The sequence below is a fragment of the Vreelandella arctica genome (assembly GCF_037070215.1).
GTDB lineage: Bacteria > Pseudomonadota > Gammaproteobacteria > Pseudomonadales > Halomonadaceae > Vreelandella > Vreelandella arctica.
The window spans coordinates 55,096-69,942 of record NZ_JBANSN010000017.1; the positions used below are offsets into that span (position 1 = coordinate 55,096).

The 14,847-nt window shown below is 53.8% G+C and carries 10 protein-coding genes and 3 tRNA genes; 5 read left to right on the forward strand and 8 right to left on the reverse strand.

Annotated elements, in window-relative coordinates:
- Window position 1 precedes the first annotated feature (1 nt).
- A complete protein-coding gene (gene rnr, locus V8L70_RS15125; RefSeq protein ID WP_101147804.1) occupies window positions 2-2,434 on the reverse strand; it encodes a ribonuclease R in 2,433 nt (810 codons plus the stop codon).
- Window positions 2,435-2,683: 249 nt separating this feature from the next.
- Here rnr and V8L70_RS15130 point away from each other — a divergent pair.
- The 3 genes from V8L70_RS15130 to V8L70_RS15140 all read left to right on the forward strand — a co-directional run bounded on the left by V8L70_RS15130 (window position 2,684) and on the right by V8L70_RS15140 (window position 3,083).
- Window positions 2,684-2,770, forward strand: a tRNA-Leu gene (locus tag V8L70_RS15130).
- A gap of 95 nt (window positions 2,771-2,865) precedes the next feature.
- Window positions 2,866-2,952, forward strand: a tRNA-Leu gene (locus V8L70_RS15135).
- A 44-nt stretch (window positions 2,953-2,996) separates the two neighbouring features.
- A tRNA-Leu gene (locus V8L70_RS15140) sits at window positions 2,997-3,083 on the forward strand.
- Between the two features lie 124 nt (window positions 3,084-3,207).
- On the opposite strand, the gene V8L70_RS15145 is transcribed toward V8L70_RS15140, so the two are convergent.
- Both V8L70_RS15145 and V8L70_RS15150 read right to left on the reverse strand, forming a co-directional pair.
- Entirely contained in the window at window positions 3,208-4,068 is an 861-nt protein-coding gene (locus V8L70_RS15145) for a DNA/RNA non-specific endonuclease (protein WP_101147909.1), read from the reverse strand.
- Window positions 4,069-4,157: 89 nt separating this feature from the next.
- The gene (locus V8L70_RS15150) at window positions 4,158-4,433 is read right to left on the reverse strand and encodes an Lrp/AsnC family transcriptional regulator (RefSeq protein ID WP_008958975.1); all 276 of its coding nucleotides are present in this window, start codon (window positions 4,431-4,433) and stop codon (window positions 4,158-4,160) included.
- A 266-nt stretch (window positions 4,434-4,699) separates the two neighbouring features.
- On the opposite strand from V8L70_RS15150, the gene V8L70_RS15155 reads away from it, so the two are divergent.
- Window positions 4,700-5,014 (forward strand): high-potential iron-sulfur protein, encoded by a 315-nt coding sequence (locus V8L70_RS15155; protein WP_008958974.1) that lies wholly within the window; start codon window positions 4,700-4,702, stop codon window positions 5,012-5,014.
- A 102-nt stretch (window positions 5,015-5,116) separates the two neighbouring features.
- On the opposite strand, the gene V8L70_RS15160 is transcribed toward V8L70_RS15155, so the two are convergent.
- From V8L70_RS15160 to V8L70_RS15180, 5 genes are all read right to left on the reverse strand, one after another.
- The gene (locus tag V8L70_RS15160) at window positions 5,117-6,688 is read right to left on the reverse strand and encodes a SpoVR family protein (protein ID WP_336269999.1); all 1,572 of its coding nucleotides are present in this window, start codon (window positions 6,686-6,688) and stop codon (window positions 5,117-5,119) included.
- A 53-nt stretch (window positions 6,689-6,741) separates the two neighbouring features.
- Window positions 6,742-8,028: a YeaH/YhbH family protein gene (locus V8L70_RS15165; protein ID WP_101147802.1), complete on the reverse strand. Its 1,287-nt coding sequence runs from the start codon at window positions 8,026-8,028 to the stop codon at window positions 6,742-6,744.
- Window positions 8,029-8,090: 62 nt separating this feature from the next.
- Window positions 8,091-10,013 (reverse strand): PrkA family serine protein kinase, encoded by a 1,923-nt coding sequence (locus V8L70_RS15170; protein WP_035565019.1) that lies wholly within the window; start codon window positions 10,011-10,013, stop codon window positions 8,091-8,093.
- A 294-nt stretch (window positions 10,014-10,307) separates the two neighbouring features.
- Window positions 10,308-11,354, reverse strand: a complete 1,047-nt coding sequence (locus V8L70_RS15175) for a threonine aldolase family protein (protein WP_008958970.1) — start codon at window positions 11,352-11,354, stop codon at window positions 10,308-10,310.
- A 357-nt stretch (window positions 11,355-11,711) separates the two neighbouring features.
- On the reverse strand, window positions 11,712-13,733 hold the full coding sequence (locus tag V8L70_RS15180; RefSeq protein WP_101147801.1) for an NADPH-dependent 2,4-dienoyl-CoA reductase: 2,022 nt from the start codon (window positions 13,731-13,733) through the stop codon (window positions 11,712-11,714).
- Between the two features lie 185 nt (window positions 13,734-13,918).
- Here V8L70_RS15180 and V8L70_RS15185 point away from each other — a divergent pair, with 185 nt between their 5' ends.
- Entirely contained in the window at window positions 13,919-14,833 is a 915-nt protein-coding gene (locus V8L70_RS15185; protein ID WP_101147800.1) for a DMT family transporter, read from the forward strand.
- Window positions 14,834-14,847: the final 14 nt, after the last annotated feature.

Here is a 14,847-nt window from a genome sequence, read left to right on the forward strand (position 1 = left end):
CTCAGCCCTTATTCGGTGATGGTTTGCGTGGGCCGTTCCGTGTGCGGCGTGGACCGCGACGCGTAGTGGGTTTCTCGCTACCGGATGGTTTATCACCAGAGGCTTTGGCACTACCTGTTTTCGCACCACCTGTTTTCGCACCAGCGCCCCCTTCCCCACCGCGGCTCTTACGCGGCTGGCGGCGTGGGCGGGGTTTTTCATCCCCCAGGCCGAAGTCAATCTTACGATCGTCCATATCGACCCGCGCCACTTGAACGGTAAGGCCATCGCCCAAGCGGTAAGTGGTGCCGGTACGCTCACCTTTCAGGCGGTGCTTCTCAGCTTCGTAGTGATAGTAATCCGAAGGCAGCGACGTCACATGCACCAAGCCTTCTACGTAGAACTCATCCAGACGAACAAAGAGGCCGAACTGAGTGACCGAAGCGATAGTACCTTCGAACATTTCGCCCAGCTTGTCGGACATGAACTCGCACTTCAGCCAGCTCTCGACATCACGGGTGGCTTCGTCGGCGCGACGCTCCGTCATCGAGCAGTGTTCACCCAGCTCGAGCATCTGCTCGAAGGTATATGGGCACCACTTGCTCGGCGGCTCAACCGGAGATCCCTCAACGCGCAGCACCGTATTGGTCTGGCGCGGACCGCGAATCACCGAACGAATAGCGCGGTGAACCAGCAGATCAGGATAGCGGCGGATCGGCGAGGTAAAGTGGGCGTAGGCCTGGTAGGCCAAGCCGAAGTGACCTTCGTTTTGCGGCGAATAGACCGCCTGATTCATTGAGCGCAGCATGACCGTCTGAATGATATCGAAGTCAGGGCGGTCGGCAATCGTTTCACGAAGTGCCTGGTAATCCTGCGGAGTGGGCATATCGCCGCCGCCGACTGCAAGGCCTAACTCGTTCAAGAACAGGCGGAGTTTATCAAGCCGCTCAGGTGTCGGCCGTTCGTGAATACGGTAAAGCGCCGGCAGGTCATGCTTATCCAGGAAGCGCGCGGTCGCCACATTGGCTGCCAACATGCACTCTTCAATTAACTTGTGCGCGTTGTTACGGCTACGCGGAACGATTTTCTCGATTTTACGCTCATCATTAAAGATGATCGCCGTTTCAGTGGTATCAAAATCAATCGCACCACGCTCAGCGCGCGCTTCGCGCAACAAGTAGTAAAGCTCTTCCAGATTCTTCAGCGGCTTTACTAGCTCGCTGTGCTCTGTCCGTAGCGCCTCGCCCTCTTCGCTCTTCTCATCAAGAATTGCCGCCACCTTGTTATAGGTAAGGCGAGCGTGAGAGTTCATGACGGCTTCGTAGAAGCGGTAGCGGCTAATCGCACCGGTTTGCGAAATATTCATCTCGCACACCAGCACCAGACGATCCACGTGGGGATTCAGCGAACAGAGCCCGTTGGACAATAGTTCCGGCAGCATGGGAACCACTTGACCAGGGAAGTAGACCGAGTTACCCCGCGTGCGGCCTTCATTATCCAACGGCGTGCCGGGACGCACATAGTGGGAAACGTCCGCGATCGCGACGAGCAGTTTCCAACTGCCGGATTTGGTTTTCCACGCGCACACCGCATCATCGAAGTCTTTGGCAGACTCATCGTCGATGGTAACCAGCGGTATATCACGCAGGTCAACGCGGTGCTGCTTGTCTTCTTCCAGCACTTCAGCTGAAATGCCAGAAATTTGGTCGAGCACTTCAGGCGGAAACTCTGCAGGAATATCGTAACTGCGAATCGCAATATCAATTTCCATGCCGGGATCCATACGCTCACCCAACACTTCAATCACCTCGCCTACCGGCTGTACACGGGTGGCTGGCTGCTGAACGATCTTGGCCGAGATCACCTGGCCATCTTTAGCGCCACCACAGGCGCTATGCGGAATAATCACTTCCTGAGTAATGCGCGGATTTTCCGGTATTAGAATGCCAAACTCAGGGGTATTGCTACGGTAAACACCAACGATGGTTTGGGTGTTACGTGCAATCACTTCGGCAATCGTCGCCTCATCACGGCCACGGCGATCACGACCGCTAACGCGTGCCAACACATGGTCGCCGTGAAAAACACGCCGCATTTGGCGCGGCGGCAATACCAAGTCCGGCTTTTTGCCATCATCCCGCAAGAGGAAGCCAAACCCATCGCGGTGCCCCAGCACTTTGCCTTTGATCAGATCGAGCTTGTCGATTAACGCATAGGCGCCCCGACGATCACGCAGCACTTGCCCATCGCGCTCCATCGCCGCCAAACGGCGACGGACAGCTTCGATCAGCTCTTCGTCTTCCAGACCCAGCAGGCGGCTCATATTTTCATGGGTAATCGGCTTGCCATACGTTTCTAAGGCAGCAAGCAAATACTCCCGGCTCGGCGCTGGGTTACCATATTTATGCGCCTCGCGCTCGGCGTGCGGATCATCACTTAACGTCCAATACTTCATACGAGCAACATCCTTGATGGCGTCATTTGCGAGAGGCATAAAAAAAGCGCATACGCAGTGCGTTGCGGGCGGGATATTTCAGTGTTTGAAAAGCTGAAATGAATAGGATTTTGTTTAGTCATAGGCGCAGTATAGCGCTGCACGTTCAATCACCCAACCGTCTTAGACGTTGTTTATACAATTAGCTTTATAAAAAGCGCATAAGGGGTCTTGCATTTAACCATCACCCCGGTATTATACGCGCCACTTGCCCAGATGGCGGAATTGGTAGACGCGCTAGCTTCAGGTGCTAGTGTCCGTATGGACGTGGAGGTTCAAGTCCTCTTCTGGGCACCAAACTGCTTTTATACTATCTTTTTGTATACGCAGTTCAGTGCTAAGCAAGTACAGGCAATAAGCCAGTCAACGTAAGTAGCAACAAGTTTGTGTTCGCCCAGGTGGCGGAATTGGTAGACGCGCTAGCTTCAGGTGCTAGTGTCTGTATGGACGTGGAGGTTCAAGTCCTCTCCTGGGCACCATATGAGCACAAACGATAGTAGATAATTTAAGCGTTAGATGATGCGCCCAGGTGGCGGAATTGGTAGACGCGCTAGCTTCAGGTGCTAGTGTCCGTATGGACGTGGAGGTTCAAGTCCTCTCCTGGGCACCATGAGTTACATGGGCCAGTCCGCATCATTATTAGTTTTTCTCTTTTAATCCTCTCCGTTTTACTCGCTTTTCTTAAAGCACCGCACCTTTCTCAAGTACCGTACCTTTCTAAAAGCACCTCCTCTTTACTGAAAACGCCCTGGGCGTCGTGCCACTTCTTCAAGTGCCCATCCTTGTATACGCAACTCTCCCTCCAGCACTGACTCTACTTCGGTCGTTAACTCTGGGAAGAAGTTAAGCCCCGTCCGCGCTTCTACGTCATCAATCGTTACCAAGTAATCATCCAGCGGCTCATTTCCGCGGACATCCTGCGGCATAATAAACGCCAGCGCTAACGGTGCTTCGTTGTGTGGCGCGACAATAATTTTATAAAATGCCGAGGGCACTTCGACCAGCCCTACCCGATTAAACACGTTATCCATAAAGCGTTCGGGGTATATGGGTCCTGTGATCACCTGCAAACGATCAAAGCGTGGCGCAAAGTGATCCATCACCGCCGCTTCTAAACGCTGCCACAGCTGACGATTCAACTGAGGTCGTTGCGGCGTCATATTGCTCATCAAGAAAGTATCGACTTGAGCGCTGCGTCCGTGCACGGCAGCAATCGCATAATTGGGCGCCAGATGGCCTCGGTCGTAACCACTGCCTGCGTAGCTATCCGTGCCTACCGGCCACAGTGTGCGCCAATCGGCTTGAAAATTTGGCCGGGAACCAATGCTTGAATCGTCTACCGCTTCTACCTGATAGCTTACCCAGAGCGGATTAACCCGCACATCAGACCAGCCAACTAAATAGCCATCGTTACGTAGTACTCGGTGAATCGTAGTGGGACGAAACTCCTCCCAGGTAGGCACTCCCATCCACGTATAAGCATCTTTATGCTGGCGCTCTTGGAATTCCCACAGCCCCGTACCAACGGCAACAAACAGTACGGCAATACCCAAGCGTCGACCCTGCCGACGCCAGCTCGAAAGCGATGTTCCCAACACTCTTACTCCCTGGTTAGCGCTGACGTGCGCCTATCGTTTTATTTCGCTTAAAGCTACTACCACCGTGGCGATAAAAGCGGTCCCAATTACCAGCCTAGTGAAAACATCGTTTCAAGATCGTGGCGAGAGTGCACCTGCATAGCATTCAGGGTTTCTGTATCGCTGATACCTTCTACGGCATTTAAGCGCTCCGTTACCAGCTCAGCCAAGCTTTCAAAATCGCGAGTACGGGCAATCGCCACCAAGTCGTAGCGGCCACAGGTAGAATAAACTTCACTAATGCCTTCTACATCAGCTAAGCGTTCGGCCACGGCTTTCACTTGGCCTTTATCGGTATTGATTAAAATGACTGCGTTTTGCATAGCGTGCCCCTCAAGAGAAAATAATGGCAACAAAATGTCGTCTTTAAGCTGCGCAGAGTATAGCAGCGACTAGGAAGCGAGCGCAGCACCCAGCAACAGCGTGACCAATTGTCGCTGTACATCTCAAGGCATTCGCACAAGCTTTGCACATCCGCTAGCATGTAAAAGAGAACTCCGACTTATAAGTTTATTCGGAGCACTAATAGAGGTGGATCACCACCCGACAACCGTGACCAAACGTCAGACCGTGACGATAAGGAGAAATCATGGCTAATAAGAGCCGTCGTGACTTCATGCGCAACAGCATGTTAGGGCTAGCTGCCCTTCCGCTGGGTGCAGGTATTCTTTCCAAGACTGCTTTCGCTCAAGAGCTGCCGCGTCTTGATCCTTCCTCAAGCAACGCTCAAGCGCTTAACTACGTCGAAGACGCCAGTGAAGCAAGCGATCACCCTGCTTATGAAGAGGGCGAGCGCTGCGATAACTGCATGTTCTTCAATGCAGAGACACAAGGTTGCCAGTTGTTTCCTGAGAACAGTGTTGAGCCTGCGGGCTGGTGTCAGTCTTGGACTGCACAAGCCTAAACAGCTGCCGTTTAACGCGGATACTGCTGTACTAATGACTACCCCGCGCTTTGCGCGGGGTAGTCGTTTTTTAAAGGCTACTTTAAAAAGCTGGCTTACGCATTAAGAAGCATGGTTGTCATCTTCAACCGGCCAGTGAAAACGTCGCGTCACTTGCCCCTCCTCCATTGAGACCAGATGTACGGGGAAACCCCATAGCTGCTGTAAATGGCGAATGACCGGATAAACGCTGCGCCCCAGCGGGCGGCGATTATCCTGCACGTGATGAAGCGTCAAAGAGCGGTCCCCACGAATCGCTGCCTCGACCACTTGAATATTGGGCTCGCGAACAGAGAGCGCATACTGCGTCGCGAGCGCTTCACGAACCTGACGATAGCCCTGTTCGTTATGTATCGCCGCTACTTCAAGGGCCTCTAACTGATCATCATCCACCACTAAAAACAGCTTATGGTCGCGCATCACCTTCGGCGACAGAAACTGCTGAATAAAAGACTCGTCCTTAAAGTTGCGCATCGCAAACTCCACCGTTTCCCGCCACGGTGTGCCCGCCACATCTGGAAACCACTCACGATCCTCGTCGGTAGGGTTTTCGCAGATGCGCTTGATATCCATAAAAATCGCGAAACCAAGCGCATAAGGGTTAATCCCACTAAAGTGAGGGCTATCAAAGGGTGGCTGATTAATTACAGCGGCGTGAGACTGCAAAAACTCCAGCATCAGCCCTTCATCGACATTGCCGTCGTCGTAGAGTCGATTCATTAACGTGTAGTGCCAGAAGCACGCCCAGCCCTCATTCATCACCTGCGTTTGCCGCTGGGGATAAAAATACTGCGCCAGCTTGCGCACAATTCGCACAATCTCACGCTGCCAAGGCGCCAGCAACGGGGCGTTTTTCTCAATAAAGTAGAGCAGATTTTCCTGCGGCTCTGAAGGGTAAAGCCCGCCGCTATGTAAGCCTAACGGGTCATCGCCATTGGCATTGTGCAAACTACCCGGCAGCGAAGACTCCCCAGTGGGTGGTTCGGGAATGGTTCGCCAGAGCATATTAACCTGGGTTTGTAGATAGGCTTCCCGCTCATCCTGGCGCTTCGCTTCCTCTTCTGCAGAAATCGGTGAGGGGCGTTTGTAGCGGTCAACACCGTAGTTTTGCAGCGCATGGCAAGCATCCAGCAGCTGCTCGACAGCCTGCACGCCGTGGCGCTCTTCGCACTGGGCGATATACTTACGTGCAAACACCAAGTAATCGACAATAGAAGAGGCATCCGTCCAAGTACGGAACAGGTAGTTACCTTTAAAAAAGGAGTTATGACCGTAGCAGGCGTGGGCCATCACCAACACCTGCATCATCAGCGTGTTCTCTTCCATTAAGTAGGCAATACAAGGGTCAGAGTTAATGACCAGCTCATAAGCCAGGCCCATCTGGCCACGCTTGTAAGCCCCTTCAACGGCTAGAAACTGCTTTCCGAATGACCAGTGGTGGTAGCCCACCGGCATGCCCACGCTGGCGTAGGCATCCATCATTTGCTCCGTGGTGATCACTTCTATCTGATTGGGATAAGTATCCAGACGATACTCATCAGCGAGCCTTGCCAGCTCCGCATCGAAGCGCTCCAGCAGGTTGAAGTTCCAATCGGAGCCGGTGGCAATCGGCTTGCGCTTGCGGGTCGCACTCATAGCCCACTCCTCTATTACACGGTCATACGGTCACTAGCCTCTATACACGGTCACTAAGACTGACTTAAGCGACGCTTGAACAGTTCGCGAAAGACCGGATAAATATCGCCCGCCTCTATAATTTGCCGCATGGCAAAGCGTTCGGGAAATTCTTTGACCACACTTGCATACTCATGCCACAGCGATTGATGGTCGTGAGGCGTAATCTCAACGTAAGCGTAGTATTGCAACTGTGGCATTAGCTGTTTGATCAGCAAGTCGCGGCAAATATTCGAGTCGTCATCCCAATTATCGCCATCGGAGGCTTGGGCCACATATAAATTCCACTGCCCCACTGGATAACGCTTTTCAATGATCTTATTGACCAGATTCAGCGCACTAGAAACAATCGTACCGCCGGTTTCGCGTGAGTAAAAAAACTCCTCCTCGCTAACTTCCCGAGCAGCGGTGTGGTGACGCACAAACACCAGTTCGACTTTTTCGTAGTGTTTCTCCAAAAACAGGTACAACAGTAAGAAAAAGCGCTTAGCGATATCTTTATGGTTCTGGGTCATCGACCCCGAAACGTCCATGACACAAAACATGACCGCTTGATTAGAAGGCTGCGGCTGGGCGCTTAACTGGTGGTAGCGCAGGTCATAGGTATCAATGAACGGCACGCCAGCAATACGTTTTTCCAGGCGTTCGATTTCAGTTTTCAGCTCGGCAATACGGGCCGGATTACGCAATACCGGGTCTTTACGCTCTTCGGCTTCCAGGGCCTCATGAGCTTCCTTAAGCGCCCGTTTAATCGGCGCGCGCATGGCAATGCGCCGAGCGTAGGCTTCGCGCATCGAACGGGTAATGCTGATCCGGGAAGGCACGCCATCTTTAGACAATCCCGCCCGCACCATTTTGACCTCTTCCAGCGACTTCAATGGTTTGCGCTGCAAGTGGGGTAACTCAAGCCCGTCAAACACAAATTCCAGAAACTCCTCGCGGCTGAGGGTGAAGGCGAACTCATCCACCCCTTCCCCCTGATTAGAGGCGCCGCCTTCTCCCGCACCACTGCCACCGCCCTGCCCGCTAGGCCGTCGTATTTTGTCGCCCGCTACAAACTCCTTGTTGCCTGGCGAGACGATATTGCGTGCCCCGCCCGGACCATGCTGAAACACTGGCTCAGAGATATCCTTCGCCGGAATAGATATTTTTTCACCGCGCTCCATATCAGTAATGGAGCGGCGATTAACGGCCTCTTCAACCGAACGCTTGATATGCTTGCGATAGCGCTCTAAAAAGCGCTGACGGTTCACCGCGCTTTTATGTTTAGCGTTAGGCCTTCGATCAATAAAGTAGGTCATACGACCTCCTTAGACGCTTTTCTTAAGCACTGTTTTAACAACAGCCCTTAACTATCTGTCCCTTACTGGGACTTACGCACGCGCAGGTACCACTCGGACAGTAATCGAACCTGTTTTTCGGTGTAGCCGCGCTCAACCATCCGCGCCACAAAGTCTTCATGCTTCTTCTGGTCTGACCGGGAGGCCTTGGCATTGAACGAAATCACCGGCAGTAGCTCTTCGGTGTTGGCGAACATTTTGTGTTCGATAACGCCTTTTAGCTTTTCATACGACTGCCAGCTCGGATTCATGCCGTTATTTTGCGCCCGTGCCCGCAGCACAAAATTGACCACCTCATGGCGGAAGTCTTTCGGGTTGGAGATTCCTGCCGGTTTCTCGATTTTCTCCAGCTCTTCGTTCAGCGATTGGCGATTCAACAGCTCGCCGGTTTCATGATCACGGTATTCCTGATCCTGTATCCAGAAATCAGCGTAGGTTACGTAGCGGTCGAAAATGTTTTGACCATATTCGCTGTAGGATTCGAGGTAAGCGGTTTGAATCTCCTTACCAATAAAGTCCACGTAGCGGGGCGCCATATACTCTTTGATGAAACCCAAGTAGCGTTCAAAGACTTCTGAGGGCAGCTGTTCACGCTCCAGTGCCTGCTCCAGCACATAAAGTAGATGCACCGGGTTGGCAGCCACTTCGGTGCTATCAAAGTTGAATACCTTAGAAAGAATCTTGAAGGCGAAACGAGTGGAGAGCCCTTGCATGCCTTCGTCAACGCCAGCCGCGTCGCGATACTCCTGAATCGACTTGGCACGCGGATCGGTGTCTTTCAGGTTTTCACCGTCGTACACGCGCATCTTGGAATAGATATTGGAGTTTTCAGGTGCCTTGAGCCGTGACAACACCGAAAACTGCGCCAGCATGCGCAGCGTATCCGGCGCGCAGGGCGCGGCATTTAGTGAAGAATCCTCTAGTAGTTTTTGATAGATTTTGATCTCTTCGGTGACTCGCAGGCAATAAGGCACTTTGACGATATAGACCCGGTCAAGAAATGCCTCGTTGTTACGATTGTTGCGGAACGCCTGCCATTCAGACTCGTTAGAGTGCGCCAGGATCACCCCATCAAAGGGTATTGCTCCCATGCCTTCGGTGGGATTGTAGTTGCCCTCCTGCGTTGCGGTGAGCAGTGGATGCAGCACCTTGATCGGCGCTTTGAACATCTCCACAAACTCCATCAACCCCTGGTTGGCACGGCATAAGCCACCAGAGAAGCTGTAGGCATCTGGGTCGTCCTGGGAGTAAAGCTCCAACTGGCGGATATCGACCTTACCCACCAGCGAGGAGATATCCTGGTTATTCTCATCGCCCGGCTCGGTTTTCGAAATGGCAATTTGATTCAACCGTGAGGGGTACAAACGCACCACCCTAAACTGGGAAATATCACCGCCATACTCTTTGAGCCGCTTCGCCGCCCAGGGCGACATCACGCTGCGCAGATAACGCTGAGGAATACCGTACTCTTTCTCTAACAGCTCGCCATCCTCCTCGGGAGAGAATAAACCAAGTGGCGACTCGTAAACTGGCGAGCCCTTAATGGCATAGAACGGGATGCGTTCCATCAGTAACTTCAAGCGCTCTGCCAGTGATGACTTACCGCCACCCACTGGCCCCAGCAGGTAGAGGATCTGCTTGCGCTCTTCAAGCCCTTGGGCAGCATGGCGGAAATAGGCAACGATTTGCTCGATAGCCTCCTCCATACCGTGGAACTCTGCAAAGGCAGGGTAGCGGCGAATCACTTTGTTGGAAAAAATGCGTGACAGACGCGGGTCTTTCGCCGTGTCGATCACTTCAGGCTCGCCTATGGCTTCCAGCATGCGCTCGGCGGCGCTGGCATAAACCTTCGAGTCACGGCGACAAAGCGCCAAGTACTCCTCAAGGCTCATGTCTTCTTGCTGAACGCGGGCAAATCGGTCTTGAACGTGATCAAAGATACTCATGGAACTCTCCTGTGGCCTAACCCCAGGCAGTCACCGCCAAGCCAAGTGTTTCGCAACGGTGTGCCAAACGAGGTGTCGCTTTTTTTAGCGTAGTCAGCATTAGCAAAAAGTGATGACTAAAACCTTCAACGCAGCGGCGATACAGTTAAGAGAATTATTCAGGGGATTAGTTGCGTTAAATAAAGCAACGGGCGACGAAAGGGAGTGCACTAGAGCAGTTACGCCGCTGCCAGGGCAACGGCGTAACTAGATGGCAGGTACTAAACAGCGGCAAAAGAGGTGCTGTTTTCGCGCTTAACGCTCAAGCACGGCACGAATATCCGCTAATAACTCATCAAGTAATTCAACGGTGGTGTTCCAGGCACATACAAATCGGGCACCGCCAGCGCCAATAAAGGTATAGAAGGTCCAGCCTTTGGCTTTCAACGCTTCAATTGCCGGGAGTGGCAATTCAACGAAAACGCTGTTGGCCTGGGTAGGGAACATAAGAGAGACACCCGGCAACGCCTGCAGGCCTTCTGAGAGGTAGCTCGCCATGGCATTGGCGTGTTGGGCATTGGTTAACCAGGCGCCGCTTTCTAACAACCCTAACCACGGCGCTGAGATAAAGCGCATTTTCGATGCCAGCTGGCCTGCCTGCTTGCAGCGGTAGGAGAAATCTTCGGCTAACTCACGGTTAAAAAACAGGATCGCTTCGCCAAACGCTAGACCGTTCTTGGTACCTGAAAAACACAGCGCATCCACGCCCACCTGCCAGGTCAGTTCGGCAGGGGTGGCATTTAGACTTGCACAGGCGTTGGCAAAGCGGGCACCGTCCATATGCAACCGCAGGTCATGTTTATCAGCAATGGCGCGAATCGCCATCAGCTCTTCGCGGGAATAAAGCGTGCCCACTTCGGTCGCTTGGGTCAGCGAGACCACTTTGGGTTTGGGGTAGTGAATATCGCTGCGCTTGGTGACCAGCGCCTCGATACCTTCCGGGGTAAGCTTGCCATTGGCGCCGGGTGAGGTCAGCAGTTTTGCGCCGTTGGAGAAGAACTCCGGGCCACCACACTCGTCGGTTTCGATATGCGCCAGCTCATGACAAATAACGCTGTGGTAGCTACGTCCCATCGCTGAAAGGGCCAGTGAGTTAGCAGCGGTGCCGTTGAAAACGAAGAAGACGTCACAGTCATAGTCAAACATTTCGCGGAAGCGATCTGCGGCACGGGCCGTCCAGGTATCGTTACCGTAAGCCAAATCATCGCTGCGGTTGGCTTCTAATAGATATTCCATCGCCTCCGGGCAAATACCGGAGGTGTTATCACTGGCTAAAAAACGCGGGCTACACTCCGAGGTCATGACAGTTGTCCTTATATCTGGCGATCTTACGGCACAGGCTGGGTGCCACCAGTGCCTTTAATGCCTAGCTATGCTTAATAGCCAGGCCAAGAAATCCCTTAATAACAGGACATTCAGTCTATCGCCATTAATGGGTAAACGTCACCCGCTCTACTAGCTTGTCTAGAACTATATCAAATACATCGGTGTCGAGAGCATGCTTCCGAGACGGCGCTGTAAACCCATCCATGGGCGCTACTTTCGCCATCTGACCGCCATGGATGGCGGAAATGCCGTCATTGTCAGGAACATTTTCCGGCCATGGCGAAAGACCCTCTCTTCAACCTGCCCTCACACCTAGTGAAAGTTTTGACCCGATTACAGGATAGCGGCCAGACGTGTGCCCTGCTCAATCGCCCGTTTGGCATCCAGTTCGCTGGCTTCATCGGCACCGCCAATAATGTGCACCGCTACTTTTGCCTGCTCCAGCGGCGCCAGTAACTCCCGCACCGACTCTTGCCCGGCGCACACCACCACGCTGTCTACCGCCAACACTTGGTCAACGCCCTCGAGGCGAATATGCAGCCCTTGGTCGTCGATTTTCAGGTACTCGCAGCCCGTTAGCGTGGTGACCCCACGGGCTTTAAGCGAGGCGCGGTGCACCCAGCCCGTGGTTTTACCCAGGTTTTTACCCGGTTTGGAGCTTTTACGCTGCAGCATCACGATCTCGCGGGGAACGTCTGGCGGTGTCGGTGTTTTTAAACCGCCGCGTTCGCCCACTGCTAAATCAACGCCCCATTCGTCGCACCAGTCAGCAATATCCAACGCGGGGTGTCCTTGGTGTGCCAGCAGCTCAGAGACATCAAACCCAATTCCCCCCGCGCCGATCACGGCTACTTTACGCCCGACCCTCTCGGGCGACTCAATCGCCTCGGCGTAGCTCAGTACCTTTGAATGGTCGTGGCCCGGCAGGCTTAGTTCGCGGGGTCGAACGCCGGTGGATAGCACCACTTCATCAAAATCGGCAAGCGTTTCTGCGGTTGCCGTGGTGTTCAAGCGCACCTCTACCGAATACTTCTCTAGCATTACGCGGTAGTAGCGCAAGGTTTCGTTGAACTCCTCCTTACCGGGGATTCTCCGCGCGTAGTTAAACTGCCCGCCGAGTTCACTGCGCTGTTCAAACAGCACCACGTTATGCCCCCGGCTAGCGGCCGTCACAGCCGTTGCCAGCCCCGCCGGACCGCCGCCAACCACCGCGACTCTTTTACTCGTTTGCGCAGGCTCTATTACCAGCTCAGTTTCATGACAGGCGCGAGGATTAACCAAACAGGAGGTCAGCTTGCCGGCAAAGGTGTGATCCAGGCAGGCTTGGTTACAGGCGATGCAGGTATTGATCTCGTCTGCTAAACCTTCCTGGGCTTTACGCACCCAGGCGGGATCAGCCAGAAAAGGCCGCGCCATGGAAACCATGTCGGCGTGGCCCTCTGCCAGCACCCGCTCGGCGACCTCGGGCATGTTGATGCGGTTAGTGGTGATCAATGGAATCGAGAGCGCCGACTTGATGCGCTTAGTCACCTCGGTAAAGGCCGCTCGTGGCACGCTGGTCACAATCGTGGGCACCCGCGCTTCGTGCCAACCGATGCCGGTATTAATGACATTAGCACCAGCAGCTTCAATCGCTTGCCCAAGGGTAACCACCTCTTCCCAGGTACTGCCCTCTTCGACCAGATCAATCATCGAGAGGCGGAAAATAATCACGAAACGTTCACCTACCGCCTCGCGTACACGACGCACAATCTCCACGGCAAAGCGCATGCGGTTTTCAAACGCCCCACCCCACTCGTCCTCGCGCTGATTGGTGCGTCGGCAAATAAACTGATTAATCAGATAGCCTTCAGACCCCATCACCTCCACGCCGTCATAGCCTGCCTGCTGGGCCAGACTCGCGCAGCGCACGTAGTCGGCAATTTGCTGCTCCACCTCGTCGCTACTTAGCGCCCGTGGCATAAACGGATTGATCGGGGCCTGTATCGCCGAAGGTGCTACGAGATCCGGTGAGTAGGCGTAGCGTCCGGCGTGCAGAATCTGCATACACAGGTGGCCGCCTTCAGCGTGCACCGCATCAACCACTTGGCGGTGCTCCGGCAGTTGCGCTTCGTCAACAAGCGCATTGGCCCCCTGAAAAACCGCGCCTTCTGCATTGGGGGCGATACCGCCAGTGACAATCAGGCTAACCCCCTCCCGCGCCCGCTCGGCATAGAAAGCGGCTAGCCGTTCAAAGCCATTCGGCGCCTCTTCCAAATTGGTGTGCATCGAGCCCATTAAGACGCGGTTAGGCAGCGTCAAATGACCAATCGTTAGCGGTCGGAAAAGATGCGGATAGGCGGGCGTCTGGGTCATCACGGGTCTCCTGAATCTTATTAGTAGCGTTGCAAGGCAAATTCAAACAAGCGTATGACATCCTGAGCATCACGTATAGCCCTTAGATCTAGTCCTTCAATCTAGCCCCTCGATCTTTTGCCAACCGCTTGCCCAGCGCGCGAATCCGCGTCACATTACCCGGCTAACGATAAGGAACAGTTGCTATGCCCTTGATTTACTTTTTGCCGCCGCTCGCCACTGTATTGATATGGTCGGGCAATATGACCATTAATCAGCTTAGCGTAGGCGCCATTGCGCCCAGTAGTATCGCCTTTTTACGCTGGTTATTAGCACTCGCGGTGATGACACCTTTTGTGCTGCCTGCGGTGTTGCGTCACCGTGACGAGATTCGTCGCCAATGGCCGAAGCTTGCGCTACTCGGGTTACTCGGCATGGGCCTATGGCAGGGGCTTGCCTATGTGGCGGCAGAAACCACCACCGCCACCAATATGGGCATTCTTGCCGCCATGGTGCCGTTGCTAACGGTGCTACTTAGCGCGCTTATTCTCCGCGAACCACCGACCTTAGGCGGTGTTTTGGGCGGGGTGCTGGCGTTTGTGGGCGTCACCGTATTGCTAGGGCGTGGCAATCCGCTTTCGCTACTGCAACTCCAGGTCGCCCTGGGCGATGCGCTGATGGTGGTCGCAGCAACCTGCTACGCGCTATATGGCGTGATGCTCAAGCGCTGGTCAATGAACTTACCGCCTTGGGTGATGCTCTATGCTCAAGTTTGCTTTGCCGTCCTGTTCTTGTTGCCGCCCTATTTAATGGGGCCAATGACGCCGATTGATGGGCAGAATATCGGGCTGATTCTCTATGCAGGCATTCCCGCCTCAGTCATCACCACGTTTCTATGGATGCGGGCGGTGCGTCAAATCGGTGCCAATCAATCGAGTATTTTTATCAACCTGATGCCGCTATTTAGCGCAGTCATTGCCATGATCTTTTTAGGCGAGCGAGTGGCTGGTTTCCACTTTGCAGGTGGGCTACTCATCCTTGCCGGGGTGATCATGGCGCAAACACTAACACGGCCGTTAACCCGCGAGTTAACACCAGATAAGCCGAGCAACGCCCAATAATGCTAGAATGGGCG

Bases quoted from the DNA above. Each gene is read 5' to 3' on its own strand.
- rnr (WP_101147804.1), bottom strand. From the start codon at position 2,434: ATGAAGTATTGGACGTTAAGTGATGATCCGCACGCCGAGCGCGAGGCG.
- V8L70_RS15150 (WP_008958975.1), bottom strand. From the start codon at position 4,433: ATGCAAAACGCAGTCATTTTAATCAATACCGATAAAGGCCAAGTGAAA.
- V8L70_RS15155 (WP_008958974.1), top strand. From the start codon at position 4,700: ATGGCTAATAAGAGCCGTCGTGACTTCATGCGCAACAGCATGTTAGGG.
- V8L70_RS15160 (WP_336269999.1), bottom strand. From the start codon at position 6,688: ATGAGTGCGACCCGCAAGCGCAAGCCGATTGCCACCGGCTCCGATTGG.
- V8L70_RS15165 (WP_101147802.1), bottom strand. From the start codon at position 8,028: ATGACCTACTTTATTGATCGAAGGCCTAACGCTAAACATAAAAGCGCG.
- V8L70_RS15170 (WP_035565019.1), bottom strand. From the start codon at position 10,013: ATGAGTATCTTTGATCACGTTCAAGACCGATTTGCCCGCGTTCAGCAA.
- V8L70_RS15175 (WP_008958970.1), bottom strand. From the start codon at position 11,354: ATGACCTCGGAGTGTAGCCCGCGTTTTTTAGCCAGTGATAACACCTCC.
- V8L70_RS15180 (WP_101147801.1), bottom strand. From the start codon at position 13,733: ATGACCCAGACGCCCGCCTATCCGCATCTTTTCCGACCGCTAACGATT.
- V8L70_RS15185 (WP_101147800.1), top strand. From the start codon at position 13,919: ATGCCCTTGATTTACTTTTTGCCGCCGCTCGCCACTGTATTGATATGG.